Below are 25,045 nucleotides of genomic sequence, written 5' to 3' on the forward strand. Positions count from 1 at the left end.
AGGGGAGGCCTTTAGTATTTCCAAATATTTCATCCGCTCGCCGGAGGAGGGCAGCTTTTCAAACCCTCCTGCCCTGGACCCCCCGAACCAGCCACGTAGCGACGTTGGAAGATGGGCGAAGGCTCCAGAACACCCGTCTGCATTCGCGATAAACGGTAAGGCCGAAATGGCGCACTTGTGACCCCTTGGGCTTGTCTAATTTCCTCAACCCGCTGTAACGCAGTTAACGCTTACCATTTCCTTTAATGGAGGGTAGTACCATGGCTGTTATCAATGGGACTGAACAAGGCGACTTCATATTTGGCAACCCGGAGGCTGATCAGATCTTCGGCCTGGGTGGCGACGACTTTATCCTGGGTGACGGAGGCAACGACACGATAGAAGGTGGTGACGGCAACGATGAAGTCGTCGGTGGCGACGGCGATGACCTCCTGCGCGGTGGCGCCGGACTCGACAGTCTCACGGGCAATGTCGGTGCCGATACCCTGACCGGGGGGGCGGATAATGATTCTTTCAACTGGTTCGTCGGCAGTGGCGCGGATTCCACTTCCCTGGCCCGCGACACAGTGACCGACTTCCAGGGGGCCGGCGTTGCCGGTGGTGACAACCTGCTTCTCTCCGCGAGCAACCGCCTGGTTTTCGAGGGGGCTCGCCCCACGGTGCCGACGCTGGGCGCTTCGCTCGGTTTCGGCGGCAACGGCTTTACCGAGGTGTTCTATGCCGTGGGTGCCGCCAGCACGCTGCTGTTCGCGGACTCCAACGACAATGGCGTGCTCGACGCCAGTGACTTCTCCGTACAGCTGACGGGACAACACAACCTCACAAAAGCCGATTTCGGCACCACGGCCTTCGTCGTGCGTGGCACCGAGGGCAATGACGTGATCAACGGCACCCCGGACGCCGATACGATCCTGGCGCTCGGTGGCAACGACGTGGTCAACGCCGGCAACGGCAATGACATCGTCGACGGCGGCGCCGGCAACGACATCCTCAACGGTGGCGCGGGAATCGACCGGCTTACCGGGGGGCTGGGCAATGACATCCTCAACGGTGGCGATGACCGCGACCTCATCACGGGGGGCGACGGCAACGACATCATTGATGGTGGCGCCGGCAATGACACGACGCTTTCCGGCGGCAACGGCACTGACATCGTCAATGGTGGTGCCGGCAACGATACCCTCGATGGCGATGCCGGTAACGACCAGTTGTTCGGCGGTGTCGGTAACGACGACTTCTTTGGCGGCGAGGGTAACGACCAGATCTTTGGCGAAGACGGCAACGACGAACTGTTCGGCGATGCCGGCAACGACCAGTTGTTCGGCGGCAATGGTGACGACGCGCTCGAAGGCGACGCCGGGGCAGACCAGTTGAACGGCGGCGCCGGCAATGACGAGTTCGAGTTCTTCCTCGGCTCGTTCAACCCGAGTTCGACCTTTGCGACCTTCGATACGGTCCAGGACTTCCAGGGCGCAGGTGTGGCCGGGGGCGATACGCTCGAGCTGAACGATGAGTTCGTATTTCGTGGCCAGGTTACGCTCAATCCACAGCTTGGCGCGGTACTGGTCGGCGGCGGCAACGGCATCACCGATCTGTTCTACACGGTCCGCCAGGGCAACACCTGGCTGATAGCGGACGACGATGACAACGGCCGGCTCGACAACACCGACTTCACGGCGAAGTTCCTCGGCGTCAACAACTTCACGGTGGGCGACTTTGGTAACAATACCGAGTTCGTCACGGCGGGCACCGATGGCAACGACATCATTGTCGGTACCGATGGCGACGACAAGATCTTCGGCCTCGGCGGCAACGACCAGTTGTTCGGCCAGGCAGGGGAGGACCTGCTCGATGGCGGTACGGGTGACGACGTGCTGCTCAGCGGCACAGGCCTGGATAATCTGTTCGGCGGCGAGGGTAACGACACGCTCACCATCGAGGATTTCGGCAGTGCCTTCGGTGGCGCCGGCAACGACCTGGTGATCGGCAGCAGCGCCGCGTTCGCCTTCCAGACGACCCTTGAGGGCAATGAAGGCAACGACACACTGCAATCGGGCAGCGCAGGCGCTTTCATGATTGGTGGCACGGGGGACGACCGGCTGGTGGGCAGCGCGGCGGATGACTTCATGGTCGGCAGCGTCCAGTTCGAACCCGGCCTCGATGCGGACAGGTTCCAGTTCGGCGCCCTCTGGGGTACGGACACCATCGCCGACTTCGAGGACGGCACTGACCTGATCGACCTGAGCACCAGCGGTCTGACCTTCGCCAACCTCACCATTGGAGAACAGTTCGGCGAGGCGATCATCAGCGTCACGGGCCAACCGGGGGTGGGAACCATCACCTTGAGCGGCGTGCCACAGGCCGCCATCACCGAGTCGGACTTCGCCTTTACCTGAGTGATCGACGCATGCTCACGCCTGGGGGAGGGCGTGGGCATGCCTCAGGCCGGGCGTCGGGCCCCTTCAAGCGCCAGGGAGACACCATGACGGTCAAGCGCATGGACAACATCGGCATCGTTGTAGAAGACATCGACGCTGCCATTGAGTTTTTCACCGAACTGGGCCTTGAGCTTGAGGGGCGCGCCCCCATCGAGGGCGACTGGGCAGATGGCGTCACCGGATTGCGTGACATGCGCGTCGAGATTGCCATGATGCGCACGCCGGACGGTCACAGCCGGCTCGAAATTTCCCGATTCCTCGCACCCCCGGTGGTCGCCGATCACCGCAGCGCCCCGGTGAACGCGCTCGGTTACCTGCGAGTCATGTTCACTGTGGAGGACATCGACGACACACTCGCCAGGCTCCACAAACACGGCGCAGAGCTCGTCGGCAAAGTGGTCCGGTACGTATCGTCTGTGCTACATCCGGGGGCCCGAAGGCATTCTCATCGGACTTGCCCAGGAGCTCGGGCAGCACGCTTCTCGAAGCATGAGATAACTTGGGTGCCTTGCATATCGCTGATCTTAACGATGGAAGATCAGTATTAACCTAGTTGGCTTGTCGGTTTTATTATTGATTTTTCAATAGTTAAACAGTCGATTTTTGTGTTTGATGGAATTCGATGCTGTATAAAAAGCTAGCAGATATCGCATATTGACAGGTAGTCAAACCAAAATTACCATCCGGCGCCATCAACTTTAAGGCAGCTAATCACGGGTATCTTGCATTTGCTCCGACACCCGGGTGGAAATATATATTCATGTGCCTGTTGTGTCTGCAGCATTGCTGATTACCGAGCCTGTCAGATTCAAACTAAATGTGCGTTAAGGCGAGCCAAAGTGAAAAAGTCACTCATCCTGCTGACCCTGCTTGCACCCCTTATCGCCATTGCTGGCGAACCTGATCATCTGGCCATTTGCAACGAGCTCAAGCCGGATATCACTCGTAGTTACGGCGTGCACAACTTGATGCTGGTGGATAACGGTAGTTCATACGTGTCGAGTGAAGGGGTTGTGCTCTGTGTATATGACGGTGTTATCAAGAAGTTATACGCTGATAGTTCCGTCAGGGTTATGGCAACACTGAATATCGCCAGCAATAAATACAATGTCCTGTTCTAATAGTGGGTTGTCACTCGCGAGCTAGAAGTTCTGGTAGATCTTCTGCTGGTTATTGAAATCATGCTCTTTCATCAGACGCTCCAACCCGGCTTGTTGAATATTACGCTCAGCCCCTTAATCTGGTGAGTCCAACAGCTTTCGCATAAAACCTGGCGCGCGCGGCCAATGAGTTTTTTTATCAGGTAAAGGAGCGCAGAATGAGCAGCCTGGCGTTCGAATGAAGTGCCGCAGGCGGGGCTGGCGTGTAGTCATCTCGAGCACCAGGGGTAGGGACTCTCTCGGCGATGATGAGCGCTTGCTGACGACGGCAAGGGCTGGAGACGCGCTTTGAAACCATTCCCGCTCGGACCTGGCGCCTCAACCCTGGACATGTTTCTTCAAGCGTGTCTGCCACGTCGTGAGGCTGTTCCGCCAACCTTGACGGAAAAAGCGGTCATCCCCGGCATTCCCAATGCTCGCTACAGGCTGGACCACGACCTGACGCCTTTCATTGAGGATGCGGTTCAGTCCAACAAGCGTGAGAGCGAGGAGCTTGCCAAGGCCGGGAAGCCGAACCATATCCTGCCGCTGGCCAATATGCTGGCGGTTTCCGGTGGTGGCGATGCGGGCGCCTTCGCAGCGGGACTGATTGCAGGATGGACGACGCATGGGACTCGCCCCCGGTTCAAGGTCGTCACCGGCATCAGCGCGGGGGCCCTGGTCGCCCCGTTCGCTTACCTGGGGTCCGATTACGACAGCGTGATTCGGTATGTCTCCAACGCAATCGGCCCCAAGGACATTTTTCATTCGCGAAACGTATTAACCCGTTTTGCCAGCGACGGCATAGCGGACAGCAAGCCACTGTCGCGGCTCATCGCAAAATACGTCACTGCACAGACTCTTGAGGCCATTGCGACGGAGTACGCCAAAGGACGAATCCTGCTGATCGGCACAACCGACCTCGATTCGGGACGGCCCGTCACCTGGAACATGGGCGCGATTGCTGCAAGCCTGGCACCGGGAGCGCTCGACCTCTTTCGCAACATCATGCTCGCGTCAATGAGCATTCCCGGTGCAGTCTCACCCGTCATGATTGATGTGGACGTTGACGGCAAACAGTTCCAGGAAATGCACGTGGACGGAGGAGTCATCACCCAAGTGTTTCTTTATCCACCCAGCACCGTGATGGCGCTGAGCAAAGCCACCGGAGCACCGCTGCGATTCGACCGTCATTTCTATGTCATTCGTAACGGGACACTGGAACCGCAGTGGTCCGGGACCAAGCGCCGTACATTGAGCATCGGCGGCCGAGCCATCAGTGCCTTGATCCAAACCCAGGGGATCAGCGACCTGGAGCGTATCTACCGTATGGCGCAACAGGATGGGGCGGATTTCAATCTTGCGTACATCGGCTCCGACTTTACTTTTGCGCGCAATCGGAAATTCGATGGCGAGTACATGAAGCGTTTATTCAATTACGCCTTTCAACTCAGCGCGAAGGGCTATCCGTGGCATAAATTGCCATACCTGGAAAACGCTAAACGATGAAACAACCGCTGAAGAGAGGCTGGAGCAACTGCGTCGGTCGGGAGTGTTGGCTTTCGGAGCAGGAGGAGGGAGGCAACAACAGTAAATGCCCGCTTCGAAGAGCGGGCTTTACATCTAACAAAATAAGCAGACACCAGGGAGGGGGGCTGCCAAGGTAACAAGCGCAGCCCAGACCTACAGCTGACGAGCGATCAGGTCCTTCATGACTTCATTGGCGCCGCCATAGATCTTTTGTACGCGCGAATCGACAAACATCCGGGCGATAGGGTATTCGTCCATATACCCGTATCCACCGAACAGTTGCAGCAGTTCGTCGGTGACCTTGCACTGCATATCGCTGCACCACAACTTGGCCATGTAGGCGGCCTGAGGATCGAGCTTGCCGTCGAGCAAGCGCTGGGTACAGTCGTTGACGAATGTGCGGGCGATGTGGGTGATGGTGGCACACTCGGCCAGCTTGAACTTGGTGTTCTGCAGGTCGAACAGTTTCTGGCCGAACATCCGGCGTTCCTTGGCGTAGTCCGTGGCCAGTTCCAGCGCACGCTCCATGACCGCCACGGCGGGCACAGCCAGCAACATGCGTTCATAGCAAAGTTGGCTCATCAGCTGGATGAACCCGTTGCCTTCGACCGGGCCGAGCAGATTGGCGACCGGTACGCGCACGCCGTCGAAAAACATTTCGCATGTGTCCGAGCCATGCAGGCCGATCTTTTTCAGCTTGTTGACGCTGTAGCCCTTGAGGTTCCCCGTCTCGATCACCACCAGTGAAATACCCTTGGCGCCATCGTCGGAAGTGCGCACGGCGATCACCACCAGGTTGCCGCTGTAGCCGTTGGTGATGAAGGTCTTGGAACCATCGATCACGTACTCGTCGCCATCACGGCGGGCGCGTGTACGCAGGGTCTTGAGGTCGGAGCCGCAATCGGGTTCGGTCATGGCGATGGCGGCGAAGAGTTCGCCGCTGGCCAGGCGGGGAATCCATTTTTGCTTCTGCTCTTCGGTGCCGTAGTCGAGGATGTAGTGGGTGGCGATGGAGTGCACCGCAGTACTGGGCGGCATTCCGGCGCGAGCCAGTTCATCCAGGGCAACCAGTTGATAGGACAGCGGCGCGCCGGCACCGCCGTATTCCTCACTGATCTCCGGCAGCAGGAAGCCCATCTCGCCAAAGCCCTGCCAGATCTCGCGTGGCACGTAGCCCTGCTCGCGCCAGGCATCGTTATGCGGTGTCATCTCATTGGCGATGTAGCGACGTACCTGGTCGCGATAGGCCTCGATGTCGCTATCCATCCAGGAATGTTGGTGCAGTTGGGGCAGCATAAGCTCGGTCTCCGCAATTTTGGGCTTCGCCACCGATGGCAGCGTGCGAAATGCGAGCCTAGAACGAGGGGCCGTGAGCGCACATAGCCGCTGGCCCCAAAGCTGTTGCACTTGACCTCAATCTGTCAGTTGCCCTTGCGAACCTGGCCCGGGGTCTGGCCGGTCCAGCGCTTGAAGGCGCGCTGGAAGCTGGCGCTGTCGGCGAAGCCAAGTTCTTCGGCCAGCACCGGTGTCGGCAGCTTGCTGGTTTTCAGTCGGTAGATCGCCCAGTCGCGGCGCAGGCTATCGCGGATGTTCTGGAAAGAGGCGCCTTCCTGAGCCAGGTGACGTTGCAATGAACTGGCCGAGCAGTGCAGGGCGGCACTGGTCTGTTCAAGGTCTGGCCAGCCGCTATGGCGCGCGCGTTCTTCACGCAGATAGACCCGCACCCGGTCGCTGACGCGTGCGGGTATGGCGGGCACCAGAAGGTCGAGCAGGGCCTTGGCCAGGTATTCATGCAGATGGGAACTGTCACGGCGCACGGGGGCCTGCAGTGCCTGGGAGTCGAACCAGATAGTCGAGAAGGCTGTGCCGAAGCGCAGTTCCGTAGGGAAGAGCTTGCGGTAGTCGCCAACCGATTCAGGTTGTGTGAATGCCACGTCGATACCAGCGGGGCGCAGGCTCCCGCCTTCCAGCCAAGCCATGACGCGCCAGATCAGTCGCAGAAACAGCACGTGGGCGAAATCGCGGGACTCGACCTGAGTGGTGAGGAAGTGCAGTTCGACCCGTACATGCCGACCGTCATCCAGCAGCACCGGGTCAAGGTCGTCTTGCAGGAGCCGCAGGGTGTGGGTGAATTCCCGCAGGGCGCCGAACAGAGTGTCGCCGGTCAGGGCTGAACGCATCATCAGCATGAAGCTGCCGCGGCGCAATTTTCGCGAAAACAGCGCGATGCCTTCGTCATCGAGACCCTTGATGGTCTTGCGCAGCAGCGCAACGTACTGGTCGACGGTGACGTGGTGGTCCAAGTCCTGAGGCTGCTGTGGATCGATCCCTGCGTCGCGTAGAAAGCCCTCGATCTCGTAACCGCGATCACGGGCTGCGGCGAGCAGGGAGGAGACGAAAACGGAGGCGAAGGTAACGGGGGTTGGATTCGACATTGGTGGATTCTGCAAGTCATTTGCGGCGCCATGACATTGGCGGTTTTGCGCACGGCCATCACATTAAGCCCACAAAGTCACACCGTGCCGCAACTTAAATTCAGGAAAGCCGCTATGAGTCGCAATGTCTATGTGATTGGGGTCGGCATGATCCCTTTCGTCAAGCCGGGCGCCAACGCGCCCTATCCGCAAATGGCCGCTGCCGCCTTGCGTGCCGCGATGGTCGATGCCGGCGTGGGTTACGCGCAGGTAGAGCAGGCCTACGTCGGTTACGTCTATGGTGACTCCACTGCAGGCCAGCGCGCGCTATACGAAGTCGGCATGACCGGTATCCCGGTGGTCAACGTCAACAACAACTGCTCCACCGGTTCCAGCGCGCTGTTCCTGGCCAACCAGGCAGTCAGCGGCGGTTCAGCGGAATGTGCCCTGGCGCTGGGTTTTGAGCAAATGAGCCCGGGTGCGCTGGGCACGCTTTTTGGCGACCGCCCCAGCCCCTTCGAGCGCTTCGACCTGGCCACCGATGAGTTGGTCGGGCACGCCGGCATCCCGCTCGCGCTGCGCTACTTCGGTGGCGCTGGCCTGGCGCACATGCAGGAGTTCGGCACCCGCCTGGAAACCTTTGCCAAGATCCGCGCCAAAGCCAGCCGCCATGCCGCCAACAACCCGATGGCGTTGTTCCGTAACGTCGTCAGCGCCGAAGACGTGATGAACTCGCCCGCCGTCTGGCCCGGCGTGCTGACGCGCCTGATGGCTTGCCCGCCGACCTGCGGCGCCGGGGCGGCGATCATCTGTTCGGAGGACTTTCTCAAGCGCCACGGCCTGAAGGGCGCAGTACGCATCCGTGCGCAATCCATGACCACCGACACGTCCAGGACGTTCGATGCGAGAGACATGCGCGAAGTGGTCGGTTTCAGCATGACCCGCACGGCCGCGCAGAAGGTCTACGAGGCGGCCGGAGTCGGTCCGCAAGATATCCAGGTGGTCGAGTTGCACGACTGTTTCGCACAGAACGAGCTGCTCTCCTACGAGTCGCTGGGCCTGTGCCCGATCGGCGGGGCGGAGCGCTTTGTCGAGGACGGCGATAACACTTATGGCGGCAAATTCGTCACCAATCCTTCCGGCGGGTTGCTCTCCAAGGGCCATCCACTGGGCGCCACCGGCCTGGCCCAGTGCACCGAGCTGGTCCAGCAGTTGCGTGGCGAGGCGGGTCCACGCCAGGTAGACGGCGCGCGTCTGGCTCTGCAACACAATCTCGGGTTGGGCGGCGCCTGCGTCGTCACCCTCTACGAAAAAGTCTGAGGGGCGACGGATGATCGACAAGAAGTGGATCGGCCACGAACTGGCCGCCACCACGATGACGCTTGAGCGCGGGCGCCTTTGCGCATTCGCCCGGACCATTGGCGAGACCGATCCGTTGTACATCGATCTCGCTGCCGCCCAAGGAGCCGGCTTGTGCGACGTGCTGGTCCCGCCGACATTCCTGTTCGGTGCCGAGCTGGATGCCGGCACCGTGGACAGCATGCTGGCGGATCTGGAAATCCCGATCGCGAAGATTCTTCACGGTGAACAGAGTTTCACCTATCACAAGCCGGTGTGTGCTGGGGAAACGGTCACCGTGAAGTCGCGGATCGCCGATATTTTCGACAAGAAAAACGGTGCGCTGGAGTTCCTGGTCAAGACCTCGCAAGTCCACAACGACAAAAACGAGCTGGTCGCCGAGTTGCGCACCGTGCTCGTGGTCCGCAACTGAGGAGTCCCGACCATGAGTCATTCACTGCAACACGTGAAGGTCGGTGACCGGCTGCCACCCCTGACGCTGGCGGCGGTCGACCGCACCACGCTGGCGCGGTTCGGTTGCGCCTCGGGCGACCTCAACCCGATTCATATCGACGTGGATTTCGCCCGCAAGGCCGGCATGCCGGACGTGTTTGCCCACGGCATGTTGAGTATGGCCTGGCTGGGTCGCCTGCTGACCCAGTGGGTGCCGCAAAGCCGGCTGCGCAGCTTTGGCGTGCGCTTCCAGGGCATCACTCACCTGGGGCATGTCATCACCTGCAAGGGCCAGGTAACCGAGATAGTCGAAGTCAACGGCGAACGTTGCGCCAGGGTCGAGGTGGCCACGGTCAACCAGTACGGCCAAGTCAAGATCGTCGGCGACGCGTTGATCGCCATCGCCATTGGCTAACCCCTTTTTTCAACCTTTTGCGGAAGAGACAGATGAGCAAGAAACTCGAAGGTAAAGTTGCCCTGATTACCGGTTCCGGTCGTGGAATCGGCCGTGCCATCGCCCTGAAGCTGGCAGCCGATGGTGCTCGGGTGGTGGTCAATGACCTTGACGCCGAGCCGGCTCAGGAAGTGGTCGAGGCCATCAAGGCCATGGGCGGTGAAGCCGTCGCCTGTATCGGCAGCGTTTCAGCACCTGACTTCGCCGAGCGCTTCGTCGGCACCGCGGTCGAGCATTACAAGGGGCTGGACATCATCGTCAACAACGCGGGCTACACCTGGGACAGCGTGATCCAGAAGATGACTGACGAGCAGTGGTACGCCATGCTCGATGTGCACCTTACCGCGCCATTTCGCATCCTGCGCGCGGCGCAGCCGGTCATTCGCAGCCTGGTCAAGGCTGAACAGGACGCCGGCCTGCGTAACATTCGCAAAGTGGTGAACATTTCCTCCGTTGCCGGGTTGTTCGGTAATGCCGGTCAGGCCAACTACTCCACCGCCAAGGCCGGTATCACCGGCATGACCATGACGCTGGCCAAGGAGTGGGGGCGCCTGAACACCACCGTCAACTGCGTGGCCTACGGCTTTATCAAGACTCGTCTGACCGAAGCCACCGCTGACGGTAACGCCACCGCCGAGATCGAAGGTCGCGAGATCAAGGTCGGCATCAACCCTGACCTGATGACCATGCTCGAGCGCAGCATTCCGTTGGGGCGTGCCGGTACCCCGCAAGAAGCTGCCGGCTCGGTGTACATGTTCTGCATTCCCGAGTCCGACTATGTCAGTGGCCAGACGTTGATCTGTAGCGGCGGTCTGACCGGAATCTAAGCGCCACCGCTGTCCGGACAATCCGAAGCATTCAGTCAAAACAACAAGGACAAATCATGAAAGACAAGCGCGCGTGGTTGTCGCGGATGGCCCTGGTGGGCGTCTCGTTGATAGGCCTTTCGGCGACAGCCGGGGCGGCGGATAAACCCAACATTCTGGTGATCTTCGGCGACGATATCGGCCAGACCAACATCAGTGCCTATAGCCATGGCGTGGTTGGCTACAAAACACCGAACATCGATCGCATTGCCAACGAAGGCATGATGTTCACTGACTACTACGCGGAGAACAGTTGCACCGCAGGACGCTCTTCGTTCATCACCGGCCAGACGCCGTTGCGTACGGGCCTGACCAAAGTCGGAATGCCTGGTGCACCAGTCGGCCTGCAGGCGCGCGACATTACCATTGCGCAGGCACTCAAGGCTCGGGGCTATTCGACCGGCCAGTTCGGCAAGAACCATCTGGGTGACCGCGATGAGTTCCTGCCGAGCAATCACGGTTTTGACGAGTTCTTCGGCAACCTGTACCACCTCAATGCGGAAGAAGAACCTGAGCGTGCCAATTGGCCTAAAGATGATCCGGACTTTGTCAAGGCCGCCACACCGCGTGGGGTCATCCATTCCTATGCCGATGGCAAGATTGAAGACACCGGCGCACTGACCGCCAAGCGCATGGAAACCATCGACGACGAAACCACCGCCGCCGCCCAGGCGTTCATCGAGAAACAGGCCAAGGCAGACAAACCGTTTTTCGTGTGGATGAACACCACCCGCATGCACCTGTTTACCCACGTGCGCGACTCGATGAAAGGCCAGAGTGGCATGCCCGGCAACGAGTACGCGGACGGCATGCTCGAGCACGACGGTGACGTCGGCAAACTGCTGAAAACCCTCGACGACCTGAATATCGCCGACAACACCATCGTCGTCTACACCACCGACAATGGTCCGAATCAGTTTTCCTGGCCGGACGCGGCAACCACACCGTTCCGCAACGAAAAAAACTCCAACTGGGAAGGCGGGTTCCGTGTGCCGGCGATGGTTCGTTGGCCGGGCAAGATCAAGGCGGGTGAAGTGTCCACTGAAATGTTCTCCGGTCTCGACTGGTTCCCGACCTTGCTGGCGGTAGCCGGTGATACCGACGTCAAGGAACGCCTGCTCAAGGGGGCGAATTTTTCGGGCAAGAACTTCAAGGTGCACCTGGACGGCTACAACCAGCTCGACTATTTGACCGGCAAGGCCAAGAGCGGTGCGCGCAAGGAGTTCTACTACTTCAACGACGACGGCGTGCTGGTCGCGTCGCGTTTCGGTGACTGGAAGGCGGTGTTCTGCGAGCAGCGCAAGCCAGGGGGGTTCGAGGTCTGGAGCGAACCTTTCGTCTGTCTGCGGGCGCCGAAGATCTTCAACTTGCGCATGGACCCCTATGAAAGGGCGGACGTTGTTTCCAATCAGTACTACGACTGGATAATCAAGAACGCCTACCTGCTTGGTGTGGCCACGATGAAAGCCGCGAAGTTCCTGCAAACTTTCGTCGAGTACCCGCCCAGCCAGAAACCCGCCAGCTTCAGTATCGACCAGGTACGCAAGCGGGTGGATGCGCAGATCGAAGAGAACGCGCGGCAGCAGAAACAGTAGTAACCCATCGATGCCACCTCCGGGTGGCATCTTTGTTTGCGCGACGAAGATTTCACCCGAGTGTTGTGCCAGGCAAGGCGGCCGGCAACTGAGGTCAAGTGCAATAGCTTTGATGTCTTCGGCTATTTGAAGTCCACAGTGACGGCCATACCCTCTGCTCACGCAGCGATACCTGCATGGTTGAACGCGACAGTGGGTGTTGGTGGTCTTCAGTTCAGAGGAATCAAGGCATGATCCAGGAAATGGCGGTTCAGCGAGTGGCCCGCGTGTTCAATACCCAGCGTGAGGCTTTCCGTGCTCAACCTCATTCCTCGCTGGCTGAGCGCCAGGCCAATCTGATCGCACTGCGCACCCAGCTACGGCGTTACCAGGACGCCATTGTCGCGGCGATGAGCGCCGATTTTGGCCATCGCTCCGCCGTCGATACCAAGTTCCTTGACCTGATGGGTTGCATCTTGCACATCAATCACACCCTCAAGCATCTGGGGAGCTGGATGAAGCCAAGCCGACGACCCACAGAGCTGCTGTTCAAAGGCAATCAGTTGTGGGTGGAGTATCAGGCAAAAGGCGTGGTGGGGGTCATATCGGCATGGAATTTCCCGGTTTACATCGCCATTGCGGGTTTGGTCAGTGCGCTCGCCGCAGGCAACCGGGTGATGCTCAAGATGTCCGAGTTCAACCCGCACACCAACGAGGTACTCAAGCGTCTGCTGGCAGAGGTGTTCGACGACTCGCAAGTGGCCCTGGTCGGTGGTGAGCTTGAAGATCCGGGCTTTTTCTCTTCGCTGCCATTCGACCACATCATCTTCACCGGATCCCCCGGGGTCGGGCGTCTGGTCATGCGTGCCGCCGCAGCCAACCTGACACCGGTAACACTGGAGTTGGGTGGCAAGTCGCCTGCGGTGGTGCTGGCGGACTACAACCTGAGCGATGCCGCGCGACGTATCGTTCACGGCAAGGGCACCAATGGCGGGCAGATCTGCATTGCACCGGACTACGCCCTGGTTCCCCAGGACGATATCGAGCGCTTCGTCGGCGAAGTGCGCCGCCAGTTCCAGGCGCTGTACGGCGAACGGCCTGCCGCTAACGATGACTACAGTTCGATCATCGATGATCGTCAGTTTCAGCGCCTCCAGGGCCTGCTTGAAGATGCGCGGGCCAAGGGCGCCCGGATCATTGTCTGTGGCGAGGTTGCCCCGGGGCGCAGGATGCCGTTGCACATCCTGACGGGTGTGACCCCGGAAATGCGGGTGATGCAGGAAGAAATTTTCGGTCCGCTGCTGCCGGTATTGGGTTATGACAGCCTCACCGGTGTGGTGGCCCACATCAACAGCGGGCAACGTCCCCTGGCGCTGTACATTTTTTCAACCGACACGACGAGCATCGATCGATTGCTCAAACGGACCCATTCCGGTGGCGTGACCATCAACGATTGGGGCTGGCACGCTTTCAACCACGGTGCTCCTTTCGGTGGCACGGGAAATTCCGGTATGGGCAACTATCACGCAGAAGAAGGGTTTCGCGAACTCAGTCACGCACGCACCGTGTTCAAGAGGCGAACCTGGTTCCCCACCCATCTCTTCCATCCACCCTTTGGCGGCCGGCTGCAGAGCCTGGCGCTGGCGTTTTACCTGGGCAAGCCGGATGCGGATGTGAAGTCTTGAGGAAGATTGATATGAGTCAGAGTGTGTTCGATTACGTGGTGGTGGGTGGCGGCTCGGGTGGCTGTCCGGTGGCGGCGCGCCTCAGTGAAGATCCTCAGGTCAGTGTTTGCCTGCTCGAGGCCGGTGGCAGTGACAAGAAAGTGTTGATTCAGGCACCACCAGGCGTAGTGGTGATGATGCGCGAAGGTTTCCATAACTGGTCCTACGAAACCGTGCCCCAGCCGGGGCTCAACGGGCGCAAGGGCTACCAGCCGCGTGGCAAGGCGTTGGGCGGGTCCAGTTCGATCAACGGCATGGTCTACGTCCGCGGCCATCGCTGGGACTATGACCATTGGGAGAACCTCGGCAACCCCGGCTGGAGTTATGAGGAGGTTCTTCCGTATTTCAAGAAGTCGGAACACAACGAGCGCTTTGGCGAGACCGAGTTCCATGGCGCTGGCGGCCCGCTGAATGTCGCTGAACTGAAGTCGCCGAGCCCGCTGTGCGAAGTCTTCATGAGCGCCGCCGAGGAGCAGGGCATCGCGCGTACTGACGACTACAACGGTCGCCAGCAGGACGGTTGTTTTCGCTACCAGGTGACCCAGAAGGACGGAGAACGCTGCAGCGCGGCCAAGGGCTACCTGTGGCCGATCCTTGATCGGAAAAATCTTCAGCTTTACCTCAACGCTCCGTTCCACAGCCTGATCTTCGAGGGCAAGCGCTGCGTGGGTGTGCGTTACCACAACGGCAAGGATGTGCAGGAAGTGCGTGCCCGCCGTGAAGTGATTCTCGCCGCCGGCGCCTTTGGTACTCCACAGGCCTTGATGCTGTCGGGCATCGGGCCGGCCGAGGAGTTGACGCGGCTCGGTATCCCGGTGCTGGTGGACCTGCCAGGCGTAGGCCAGAACCTGCAGGATCACATCGACTACACGGTGCCGTACAAGGTCAGTCATCCGGAGGGTTGCCTGGGCCTCACCGTGGGTTCCAGCGTCAAGCTGGCGGCTGCCGCCGTGGAGTGGGCGAGCAAGCGCAGCGGCATGCTGACCACCAATTTCGCCGAGGCCGGCGCCTTCCTGCGTTCCGATCCGGCGCTGGACAAGCCCGACCTGCAGATGGTCTTCGTCACCGCCGTGGTCGACGACCATGGTCGTCACCTGCATTGGGGTTATGGCTACAGCTGCCATATCGAGGTACTGCGCCCGAAAAGCACAGGCACCGTGACCCTGCGCAGCCGTAATCCGCTCGACGCGCCGGTCATCGACCCACGCTTTTTCGATCGACGGGAAGACATCGAGTTGCTGATCCAGGCGGCGAAGACCCAGGCCCGGATCCTCGAGTCCACCCATTTCGCCCGTTTCGGGCCGCAACTGATCTATCCCGTCGACTGGAATGACGACCGGCAGATCGAGCAGGACATCCGCCGTCGCGCGGATACCCAGTATCACCCGGTAGGCAGCTGCAAGATGGGCCCTGACAGTGACCCGCTGGCCGTAGTCGATGCGCGTCTGCGGGTGCGCGGTGTCGAAGGCCTGCGGATTGCCGACGCCTCGATCATGCCGACCATTCCCGGGGGCAATACCAACGCGCCGACCATCATGATCGGTGAAAAGGCTGCCGCCATGCTCAAGGAAGACGCGCGTCACCTGTGAGCCTGTCTGTGATTCGAGCTACTTCCACGAAGCGATCAAGGCCCCGAGCCACCAAGGGGCCTAGTGTCAAGCATGGGGTGTCACAATGGATAAAAATGATAAAGAGCTCTCCCTGCAAGCCGCCAAGCACACGCTTAGCCTGAATCCAGCGTTCGGCCCTCGCGGGCGCGACATACTCAGCAGCGCTCGCATGGTCCTGCAACAAGTGTTGAAGCAACCCGTGCACAGCGCCCGGCACATGGCGGCGTTCGGCATGGAACTGAAAAACATCCTGCTCGACCGTTCGGATCTCAAGCCGGCGGCGGGGGACAAGCGTTTCGATGAGCCAGCCTGGCAGGGCAACCCGCTGTATCGTCGCTATATGCGGGCCTACCTGGCCTGGTGCCGGGAAATGAACGACTGGATCAGTAGCAGCAACCTCAGCGATCAGGATGCCAGCCGTTGCCAGTTCGTCATCAACCTGCTGGCCGAGGCGATGGCGCCGACCAACACCCTGGCCAATCCTGCGGCCCTCAAGCGTTTCTTCGAAACCGGTGGCAAGAGCATTCTGGATGGATTCGCGCACTTGACCCGCGATCTGATTGAAAACGGTGGCATGCCCAGCCAGGTGGACAAGACGGCTTTCGAGGTGGGCGGCAATCTGGGCACGACGCCTGGCGCGGTGGTGTTTCGAAACGAGGTGCTGGAGCTGATTCAGTACAAACCTCGAAGCGAGCAGGTGCTGGAACGCCCGTTGCTGGTGGTGCCGCCCCAGATCAACAAGTTCTATCTGTTTGATTTGGCGCCGGAGAAGAGCCTGATTCGTTTCCTCCTCGACAGTGGCATCCAGACCTTTGCCGTCAGCTGGCGCAATCCGGGCAAGGCGCAGCGCGAGTGGGGCTTGTCCACCTATGTCGAAGCCCTGAAAGAGGCGGTCGACGCAGTGCTGGCGATTACCGGCAGCACTGATCTGAACACCTTTGGAGCGTGCTCCGGAGGCAGTACCATGTCATCGCTTTTGGGCCACTACGCGGCACTGGGCGAGAGCAAGGTGAATGCCTTCACCCTGGTGGTCAGCATGCTCGATATTCGCCCCGACACCCAGGTCTCGCTGTTCGCTGATGAAAAAACCCTGGAGGCGGCCAAGCGCCGTTCCTATCAAGCGGGTGTGCTGGAAGGTCGTGAGCTGGCAAAAGTCTTCGCCTGGATGCGCCCCAACGACCTGATCTGGAGCTACTGGATCAACAACTACCTGCTCGGTAACGAGCCGCCTGCATTCGATGTCCTCTACTGGAACAACGACACCACCAACCTGCCGGCCGCGCTGCACGGCGAATTCATCGAGATGTACCAGACCAACCCGTTGGCCCGTGCCGGCGCCCTGGAGGTCTGCGGCACTCCAATAGATCTCAAGCAGGTCACCAGCGATTTCTATTGCATGGCAGGCCTGACCGACCACATCACCCCATGGGATGCCTGCTACCGCTCGATGCACCTGTTCGGCGGGAAGGGTGAGTTCGTGGTGTCCAACAGCGGGCATATCCAGAGCATCCTCAACCCGCCGGGTAACCCCAAGGCCCGCTTCATGACCGGCAGCAGCCTGCCGGTTGATGCCCAGGATTGGCTGGAAGGTTCCAGTAAAGAGACCGGCTCCTGGTGGACTCACTGGCTGGCCTGGTTGCAAGCACGCTCCGGTCAGAGCAGGAAGGCCCCCGTCAAGCTGGGCAACAAGGCTTACGTCGCGGCTGAAGCGGCTCCTGGCACCTACGTGCACGTGCGCTGACTCGCTGTAGCCGGACGGGCGCTCGCGTCCCGTCCTGTCCACGCTCCAGATCCCTTGGCCCGGCGCCGCAGAAGGAACCTCCGTAACATGTCACAGCCCTTTGTCTATCGCACCATCGAACTGGAGGGTGGGCATCTGCGTGTTGCCATTCGTCCAGGCAAGGCCGATCTGCCGCCGTTGCTAGTCTTCAATGGCATTGGCGCCAACCTGGAGCTTTTGTTTCCATTCGTCCGGGCGCTTGATCCGGACATGGAAGTGATCGCCTTCGACGTGCCCGGTGTCGGCGGCTCCTCCCTGCCGAGCTTGCCTTACCGGTTTTCTGACCTGGCGAAACGGGTTTCGCGCATGCTCGACTATCTGGACGTTGGCCAGGTCAACGTGATCGGCGTGTCCTGGGGGGGAGCGCTGGCACAACAGTTCGCCCACGATTTTCCGCAGCGTTGCAAGAAACTGATCCTGGCCGCCACGTGTGCGGGCATGGCCATGCTGCCGGCCAAACCCAAAGTGCTCTGGAGGATGGCCACTCCGCGCCGTTACATCCAGCCGTCCTACGGCGCGCGGATCGCGCCGGACATCTATGGCGGCGCTTTTCGCCATGACCCGGCACTGGCACAAGCGTTCGCCAGCAAGGTGCGCTCCGGCGGCAGGCGCGGTTACTACCTGCAACTGCTGGCAGGCCTGGGCTGGACCAGCATCCACTGGCTGCATCGGATCCATCAGCCGACCCTGATTCTGGCCGGCGATGACGACCCGATCATTCCGCTGCCCAACATGCGCCTGCTGGCCAGGCGCATTCCCAATTCGCAGTTGCATGTGATCGGCGATGGCCATCTGTTCCTGGTGGCCCGGGCGCAAACCGTTGCACCGATCATCTCGTCCTTCCTCGCGCAGGAACGGCAGCGCGCTAGAATTCATCAAGCGTGACATGAGCAGTTCATTGGTTCGCTAGCCTTATGAAATCCTCCAACACGATACTCATCCGCACCAAATGGTCGCCGCCCCGAATCGATCCCCGGTCGCTGCCGCGCGAGCGTCTGCTGGAACTGATCGAGGCAGGGCGCGAGCGCAAGTTGACCTTGATCCTGGGACCTGCGGGCAGTGGCAAGAGCACGCTGGCGGCGCAATGGCGCCAGCGCTTGATCGGTGCGGGGCTGGACGTCGCCTGGTTCAACCTGGGTGCCGACGACGAGACGCTCTGGGCGGCGTATCTGGTCGCCAGCCTGGGGGCCGCGGGCCTGGCTGTCGGCGACGACATCATTGGCCTGAGCGAGCGTACTGACCAGCGTTCGCTGGAGGTGTTGCTGTCGCTGCTGGTCAACGCGCTCTACGAGCATCCTCGATCGATTTATCTCTTCCTCGAAGACCTGCATTTCCTCTCTGCGCAGCCGGCATTGGCGATGATCCAGCGCCTGATCGATCTGGCACCGGACAATTTCCATCTGGTGATCACCACACGCCAGCGTCCGGCGCTCAATCTGTTGGCGATCGGCATCAAGGGGCAGTTGACCCAGATTGATTTTGCCGACTTGCGCCTGACGGCCGAGGAGCAGTTCAGTCTGCTTGAGCTCAATGGTCTTGAAAAGCTGTCCGGCGAGCAGCAACAACGTCTGTATGAGCTGACGGACGGTTGGGCCGCGGGCCTGCAGATCGGTGTCCTGTCACTTCGCCACAGCGGTAATTTTGAACAGAGCCTGCGAGCCTGTGGCGGCATGGTCATGGCGATCGATGAATCAGGTCTCGATGCCTACCTGGATGACTGCATCAGTCGTGTGCTTTCTGCCGGGCAAATCGCTGCCATGGTCCAGGTTTCGACCTGTCGACGATTCAATCGCGAGCTGTGCGTCGCATTGACGGGCAGCCCGGAGAACGCAGCGGTGCTTGACATATTGCTCGAGCAGAACCTGTTCCTGTTGCCGATCGACCTCGAGGGTCGCCTGCAGTGGTTCCGTTTCCACCAGATGTTTTCCGGGTATCTGCAACGGCGCCGCAATGAGCTGCCGGTTGTGGAGGTGATTCGGGTCAATCATGCCGCCAGCCAATGGTTTGCTGACCACGGTTTGTACGTCGAGGCGATTCGTCATGCTCAGGCAGCCCAGGACCTTGAGGGCAGCGTGCAGTTGCTGGCACGGGCGGCGAGGTCGCTGATCGGTGACGCGCATTTTGCACAACTGCTGCAGTTGGCCGACGAGTTGCCGCGTGAGGCCTGGTCCAAGCAGATTGACCTGCTCCTGGCGGTTGCCTGGGCAGAACTCACCTGCAATCGCATGGAGAGATTCGAGCTCACACTCGCCTCGATCGAAGCTCACCCGGAAGTCAGCCAGCCGGAAATAGACACTGAATTGCAATTGCTGAGGGCCATGTACCTGCTCAGGAGGGACGATACGACAGCTGTACTGGCGCTGCTCGAACCCTTGATGGCGCAGCCGCCCAGCCAGCGCCACTTTCACCTGCTGATGCTCTATACCCTTGGCGGCGTGGCATTGCTCAAGGCGGGTCGAACAGTGTTTGTACGGGATCTGGTCTACAGCACGCGGGGTCTGCTCCGGCGCGCGCAAGGCCCTCGGGCCCGGCCGTTTTTCGATGCGCTGTGTGGCCTCAGTTTTTTTGTCCAGGGCGATATGAACCAGGCCCGGCGCGATCTCGAAGGTGTCCTGGTGCAAGTGACGCGCAACGAGTCACTGGCGCAGGATGTCGCCATCTTCATCAAGTCTACCCTGGCCTTGACCTGCTATCACTTGAACAGTCTGGAAGCCGCAGGGGATTACGTTGAAGGCTGTTTCGGGGTCGCTGAGGTCCTGGGGACCTCTGACTGCATTTTGTATACCTACCTTGCCCAGGCGCATTTGCAGTGTGCTGCGGGCAGGCTGGAGGCGGCCCACGCCACCCTCGATCGATTGGGCGAGATCGCCGAAAACATTGGCCTTGATCGCCTGCAGGCGTGGCGTTTTGCCGAGCAGATACGTATCGCCTGCCATCAGCACGATCTGGCCCGCGCGCGCGAGGCGTTTCGCAGATTGCGCGCGCTGGCCATGCCTTATCAGGGCAAGCGCGGTTGTGCCTGGGCGGAGATCCCCCTGGCCTGTGCAATGGCACACACGGCCTTGGCCCTGGCCGAAGGCGACTATCGCTGCGCGGTCGAAGTAGGAGAAAGCTGGGCACTGGTCTGTCAGGAGTGGGGGCAGTTACAACCAGCCACCGTGCTGCGAATCCGTGTCGCCATTGCCAGGACAGCGCTCCATGAACCACAAGAGGCCCAGCGCCAGATGTCCACGGCACTGCGCAATGCCTGCGAATACGGGATGTTCCGGGTGTTTCTTGATGAAGGAGCGGCGGGGCTGCGCCTGCTGCAATCGCTTAGTGTCGATGCGCTGACAGCGTTGGAGCGTGACTACATTCAACACTGTCTGATGCACGGCGCCGATTCGCAGAGCCTCTCGAGCGGGACAGGTGAGGGTGGTCGGGCGCCTGCGCCTGGCAGCGATATCCTCTCGCCCCGTGAGCTTGAAGTGGTCGAACATCTGGCCCGTGGGCTGTCAACCAAGAGCATCGCCAAGGCCCTCGATCTTTCGCCTGGAACCATCAAGTGGCACCTGAAGAATATCTTCGGCAAGTTGGGTGCCTTTTCTCGCGAGGATGCAGTGAGCAAGGCGCGGCAAGTCGGGTTGCTCAACTAGCGCAGCATAGTCTTGGCATCCTCGCAAAAGTCCAGGTATTGAACCGTTGAACCGCGCCACCACCCCTCCCTAGATGGGAGGGTTGCCAGTTTTCACCTTGGGGTAGGGTGCCGGGTAACGGTGGTGAAACCGTGCATGCAGGGTTCATGTGAGCGCTGATGGCTCCAGACCTGCAATGCTCCTGCCCCCAAGCGGTGAGCGCCCGGCATTGCCGTCTCCTGCCGTCAAGGCACGGACAATAACAATAGCTGCAACTTCAGGAGAGACCATGTACTTCACTCAGCCCTTGCACCGTAATCTACAGTGCGCGCCCGAGCGATTAATGACGATCTACGGCGATCGCAGTCGTACTCTGCGCCAGTTTGTCGAGCGTGTTGCGAGACTGGCCGGGGCGTTGCGTGAGCTTGGCGTACAGAGCGGCGATTGCGTCGCCATGCTGGGTTTGAACTCTGATCGTTACCTCGAATATTGCTTCGCCGTACCCTGGGCCGATGCCGTTCTCAATCTTTGCAACACGCGCTGGAGTGCGGAGGAGAACGCTTATGCGCTGACCGATTCGCAAACCTCGGTACTGTTGGTTGACGAGACCTTCAAGGACATCGGTCTGCGCTTATCCAGGCAGGTTCCTTCGTTGCGTCATGTCATCTACGTCGGTGACGGCACCACGCCGGATGGGATGCTGGATTACGAAACGCTGATTGCCCGGGCCTCGCCCATGGAGGATGCCCGCCGTGGCGGCGATTCACTCCTTGGTGTGTTCTATACCGGCGGCACCACGGGTTTCCCCAAGGGCGTGATGATCAGTCATACGGCCTTCTGGAGCAGCCAGATTGCGCTGGATGTCGAGGGCCTGGTACCGCCTGATTCGGTCATGCTGCGCGCAGCACCGATGTTCCATCTTGCGGACATGTCCACCGGTTATGTCGGTGTGCTCGAAGGCGCGACTCACGTCATACTGCCGGCGTTCCAGCCGGCCGAAGCGATGGCGGCGATTCAGCGTCACGGCATTCAGGTGGCCATGCTGGTGCCGACCATGATTCAGTTGTTGATCAATCATCCCGAGGTGGACAATTACGACCTGTCCTCGTTGCAGCACCTGGTGTACGGCGCTTCGCCCATTCAGGAGCAGACGCTGTGGAGCCTGCAGGCCATGCTGCCGCAACTGCAGCTGTTCCAGGCTTATGGCCAGACGGAGATGGCGCCCATTGTTTCGCTGCTCGGCCCGGCTCAGCACACCGCGGCGGCCGCCGCTGCCGGCATGCTGCGCTCCTGTGGTCGTGCCACCCGGGCGGTGGAAGTCAAGATCGTCGACGACGATGGCCGTGAGGTGCCTCGTGGCTGCATCGGTGAAATCGTCGTTCGGGGCCCGAATGCAATGAGCGGGTACCTGAACAAACCCGAGCAAACCCTGGCGGCTCTGCCGGGTGATGGCTGGTTGCGTACGGGGGACGGGGCCAGGATGGACGAAAATGGCTACATCTTCATTGTCGACCGCCTCAAGGACATGATCGTCACCGGTGGCGAAAACGTGTTCTCGGCGGAGGTCGAGAATGCCTTGTGCAGCCACCCGGATATCGCCATGTGCGCGGTGATCGGGATCCCTAGCGAGCAATGGGGCGAGGCGGTGCATGCCGTGGTGGTACTCAAGCCTGGCGCCGAACCGAATGGCGAAGAATTGATTGCCCATTGCAAGCGTCAGATCGCCGGCTACAAGTCGCCGAAAAGCGTGGAGTTCCGTGCTGCGTTACCGCTCTCGGGCGCTGGCAAGGTGCTCAAGAGCGAACTGCGTGAACCCTTCTGGCAGGGCAGTTCACGGCGTGTTGGTTGAGTGATCCATCTCCGGGCGGAACCGACCATCGATGACTTGAGCCGGCCACTGCCAAGTCATCGATGAACTCTTGTGGACGGGCTTTGCGACCCCGCTGTTTCTCCCTTCCTGCTTGATTCGCCCCGGCTGTTGTGCGCAACAGCCGGCAGCGGCGTGCGCCTGCATTTCCCATTCACCAGTGCTGTGTGACCCCTTTCCTGCCTCCCTCCCAACCCCCTCCCATCTCGGGAGGGTTAAGCGCTGTGCAGTCAATGTTTACTTGTCCGGCCAGTCTCTGGCGGCCGGGTGGTTGGGGAGGGAGGTTTTTTCACAGGGAATCCAGGAGCCAAAGAGTGGTGGGTTGAACCGTAGCGTCGGGATTATTTAGGAATGTGAACAATGATAAGAATAAGTTCGCCACAAACAGGCTTTGTCCGGCATCAGCTTGGTCAGGCAGTCGTGCTTGGAATTCTCGGGGTGGGCGCCGGCAATGCCCACGCATTCAATTTTGATACCGAGAGCGGTTGGTCGGGGAGCCTCGACACCACACTTTCCGTTGGTAGCAGCTGGCGCGCCGAAGGGCGCGATAACGAGTTGTACAGTCGACTCGACGGACAGGTGATCGGCAAGACCGACGGCCTGGGCGGTTCCAATACCGATGGCGGCAACCTCAACTACGATCGCGGCGACCGGTTTTCTACCATCGGCAAGTTCCTCACCGAACTGAACCTGCACAACGGCGACATGGGCGGCATGCTGCGCGTGAAGGGCTGGTACGACCAGGCGCTGGAAGACGAAGACGTGCATTTCGGCAACCAGGCCAATGGTTACCAGAAAAAGCCATTGTCCGATAACGGCTTTGACGACCTGCAAAGGAACAAAGGCGTTTACCTGCTCGACGCCTACGTCTACGACACCTACCACCTGGACGATCACCCGCTGCAGGTGCGCCTGGGTCGCCAGGTGCTGAACTGGGGCGAGAGCATCTTTGTTCAGGGGCTCAACCAGATCAACCCGATCGACGTTCCTTCACTGCGCCGTCCGGGCACCGAGGTCAAGGAAGCGTTGTTGCCGGTGTGGATGATTTCCAGCAGCTTCGGCTTGAGTGACGGGCTGTCGCTGGAAGCGTTCTACCAGTTCAAGTGGGAGCCTACTGCCGTTGAGGGCTGTGGCAACTACTGGTCGACCACCGAAACCATCATTTCGACTCATCCGGGTGGTTGCACCATGGCCACGTCGCTGCCTAACGTCAGCAACCCGGTCGGCTTTCGCAATGGCATGAACGTCCCCCTGAGCACTGGCGATGAAGCCCGGGATTCGGGGCAATGGGGTGTGGCGCTGCACTATCTGGTCGAATCGATAGACACCGAGCTCGGTGCCTACGCCATGACCATCCACTCGCGTACGCCAATCATTTCCGCCCAAAGCGGCGATTGGGGCCGAATTCCCGCCGGGGCGCGAGCACCCTTCCTCAACCCGGTGCAGGTCCATGAAAACCTGCCGTTCGGTGCGACCTCGACGACTGCCTTCTGGGAGTATCCCGAAGACATCCACCTGTATGGCCTGAGCGCCGCTACTACGCTGGCCAGTTGGTCGGTCGGTGCGGAACTGAGCTACTCGCCAAACACGCCGGTACAACGTAACGGCAACGACCTGCTTGCCGCCGCTGCCCAAGGGGTGGGACCGCAAGGCGCGGGCGCGCGAGCCGCTGGCCCGAACGCCTATATCACCGGGTATGACCGCTTCGATAAAACCCAGCTGCAGATCAACGGCATCAACCTGTTCCCCAACGTTCTGGGCGCATCGAGCCTGCAGGTGGCCGGTGAAGTGGCCTTCCAGTGGAACGACATCCCTCAGGGTGACAGCGACATTCGTTACGGTCGCGGTTTCATCTTTGGCCCGGGTTCGGCGCCCAGCTATGGCGGGAACCTCTGCGGCACTGCGACCAACCCGCAACCCGACGGCTGCAAGAACGACGGTTACATCACCGACTTCGCCTGGGGCTACAGATTGCGAGGGCAACTGGAGTACCCGGACCTGTTGGGCGTAGGCGTCAGCACTTACCCGAGTTTGTTCCTGGGGCAGGACGTGGAAGGGGTTTCGATGGACGGCCAGTTCAACGAAGGCCGGTTTACCGTCGGTGCCGGCGTTCGTTTCGACTACCTGAAGGCCCACAGCCTGGAGTTCAACTATGTGACGTACAACAACGACGCCAAGTACGACCCGTTGCGTGACCGGGACTACTACTCGATGAATTACAGCTACAAGTTCTGATGAGGAACA

At 60.3% G+C, this 25,045-nt stretch carries 18 protein-coding genes; 16 read left to right on the forward strand and 2 right to left on the reverse strand.

The features are described 5' to 3' along the window. Nucleotides 1-260: 260 nt before the first annotated feature. From AC07YV_RS12245 to AC07YV_RS12260, 4 genes are all read left to right on the forward strand, one after another. A complete protein-coding gene (locus AC07YV_RS12245; protein WP_102699729.1) occupies nucleotides 261-2,396 on the forward strand; it encodes a calcium-binding protein in 2,136 nt (711 codons plus the stop codon). Between the two features lie 86 nt (nucleotides 2,397-2,482). Beyond that, entirely contained in the window at nucleotides 2,483-2,986 is a 504-nt protein-coding gene (locus tag AC07YV_RS12250; RefSeq protein ID WP_494990298.1) for a VOC family protein, read from the forward strand. A gap of 291 nt (nucleotides 2,987-3,277) precedes the next feature. Continuing rightward, on the forward strand, nucleotides 3,278-3,559 hold the full coding sequence (locus AC07YV_RS12255) for a hypothetical protein (protein WP_102699728.1): 282 nt from the start codon (nucleotides 3,278-3,280) through the stop codon (nucleotides 3,557-3,559). A gap of 327 nt (nucleotides 3,560-3,886) precedes the next feature. Continuing rightward, nucleotides 3,887-5,086: a patatin-like phospholipase family protein gene (locus AC07YV_RS12260; protein ID WP_102699727.1), complete on the forward strand. Its 1,200-nt coding sequence runs from the start codon at nucleotides 3,887-3,889 to the stop codon at nucleotides 5,084-5,086. A 174-nt stretch (nucleotides 5,087-5,260) separates the two neighbouring features. On the opposite strand, the gene AC07YV_RS12265 is transcribed toward AC07YV_RS12260, so the two are convergent. Together AC07YV_RS12265 and AC07YV_RS12270 are read right to left on the reverse strand one after the other, a co-directional pair. Further along, on the reverse strand, nucleotides 5,261-6,403 hold the full coding sequence (locus AC07YV_RS12265; RefSeq protein WP_102699726.1) for an acyl-CoA dehydrogenase family protein: 1,143 nt from the start codon (nucleotides 6,401-6,403) through the stop codon (nucleotides 5,261-5,263). Between the two features lie 125 nt (nucleotides 6,404-6,528). Next, nucleotides 6,529-7,542, reverse strand: coding sequence for an AraC family transcriptional regulator (locus tag AC07YV_RS12270; protein WP_007973383.1), 1,014 nt, complete (start codon nucleotides 7,540-7,542; stop codon nucleotides 6,529-6,531). Between the two features lie 114 nt (nucleotides 7,543-7,656). Here AC07YV_RS12270 and AC07YV_RS12275 point away from each other — a divergent pair, with 114 nt between their 5' ends. The 12 genes from AC07YV_RS12275 (at nucleotide 7,657) to AC07YV_RS12330 (ending at nucleotide 25,036) form a co-directional block, all read left to right on the forward strand. Then, complete coding sequence (locus AC07YV_RS12275; protein WP_102699725.1) at nucleotides 7,657-8,841, forward strand: lipid-transfer protein; 1,185 nt, start codon at nucleotides 7,657-7,659, stop codon at nucleotides 8,839-8,841. A gap of 10 nt (nucleotides 8,842-8,851) precedes the next feature. Beyond that, a complete protein-coding gene (locus AC07YV_RS12280) occupies nucleotides 8,852-9,292 on the forward strand; it encodes a MaoC family dehydratase N-terminal domain-containing protein (RefSeq protein ID WP_102699724.1) in 441 nt (146 codons plus the stop codon). A gap of 12 nt (nucleotides 9,293-9,304) precedes the next feature. After that, nucleotides 9,305-9,727: a MaoC family dehydratase gene (locus AC07YV_RS12285; protein ID WP_095967153.1), complete on the forward strand. Its 423-nt coding sequence runs from the start codon at nucleotides 9,305-9,307 to the stop codon at nucleotides 9,725-9,727. A 32-nt stretch (nucleotides 9,728-9,759) separates the two neighbouring features. Beyond that, entirely contained in the window at nucleotides 9,760-10,593 is an 834-nt protein-coding gene (locus AC07YV_RS12290) for an SDR family NAD(P)-dependent oxidoreductase (protein WP_008059174.1), read from the forward strand. A gap of 56 nt (nucleotides 10,594-10,649) precedes the next feature. Beyond that, complete coding sequence (locus AC07YV_RS12295) at nucleotides 10,650-12,227, forward strand: arylsulfatase (RefSeq protein ID WP_102699723.1); 1,578 nt, start codon at nucleotides 10,650-10,652, stop codon at nucleotides 12,225-12,227. A 230-nt stretch (nucleotides 12,228-12,457) separates the two neighbouring features. Then, nucleotides 12,458-13,891, forward strand: a complete 1,434-nt coding sequence (locus tag AC07YV_RS12300; RefSeq protein ID WP_102699722.1) for a coniferyl aldehyde dehydrogenase — start codon at nucleotides 12,458-12,460, stop codon at nucleotides 13,889-13,891. 11 nt (nucleotides 13,892-13,902) lie between these two features. Beyond that, entirely contained in the window at nucleotides 13,903-15,519 is a 1,617-nt protein-coding gene (locus tag AC07YV_RS12305; protein ID WP_102699721.1) for a GMC family oxidoreductase, read from the forward strand. A gap of 85 nt (nucleotides 15,520-15,604) precedes the next feature. Next, on the forward strand, nucleotides 15,605-17,281 hold the full coding sequence (gene phaC, locus AC07YV_RS12310) for a class II poly(R)-hydroxyalkanoic acid synthase (protein WP_102699720.1): 1,677 nt from the start codon (nucleotides 15,605-15,607) through the stop codon (nucleotides 17,279-17,281). A gap of 87 nt (nucleotides 17,282-17,368) precedes the next feature. After that, the gene (gene phaZ, locus AC07YV_RS12315; RefSeq protein WP_102699719.1) at nucleotides 17,369-18,205 is read left to right on the forward strand and encodes a poly(3-hydroxyalkanoate) depolymerase; all 837 of its coding nucleotides are present in this window, start codon (nucleotides 17,369-17,371) and stop codon (nucleotides 18,203-18,205) included. Nucleotides 18,206-18,234: 29 nt separating this feature from the next. After that, nucleotides 18,235-20,955: a LuxR C-terminal-related transcriptional regulator gene (locus AC07YV_RS12320; protein WP_102699718.1), complete on the forward strand. Its 2,721-nt coding sequence runs from the start codon at nucleotides 18,235-18,237 to the stop codon at nucleotides 20,953-20,955. Between the two features lie 268 nt (nucleotides 20,956-21,223). Next, nucleotides 21,224-22,783: an acyl-CoA synthetase gene (locus tag AC07YV_RS12325; protein ID WP_102699717.1), complete on the forward strand. Its 1,560-nt coding sequence runs from the start codon at nucleotides 21,224-21,226 to the stop codon at nucleotides 22,781-22,783. Nucleotides 22,784-23,221: 438 nt separating this feature from the next. Further along, on the forward strand, nucleotides 23,222-25,036 hold the full coding sequence (locus AC07YV_RS12330; RefSeq protein ID WP_494990299.1) for a DUF1302 domain-containing protein: 1,815 nt from the start codon (nucleotides 23,222-23,224) through the stop codon (nucleotides 25,034-25,036). Nucleotides 25,037-25,045: the final 9 nt, after the last annotated feature.

It is taken from the genome of Pseudomonas sp. GW456-E7, from assembly GCF_059424105.1.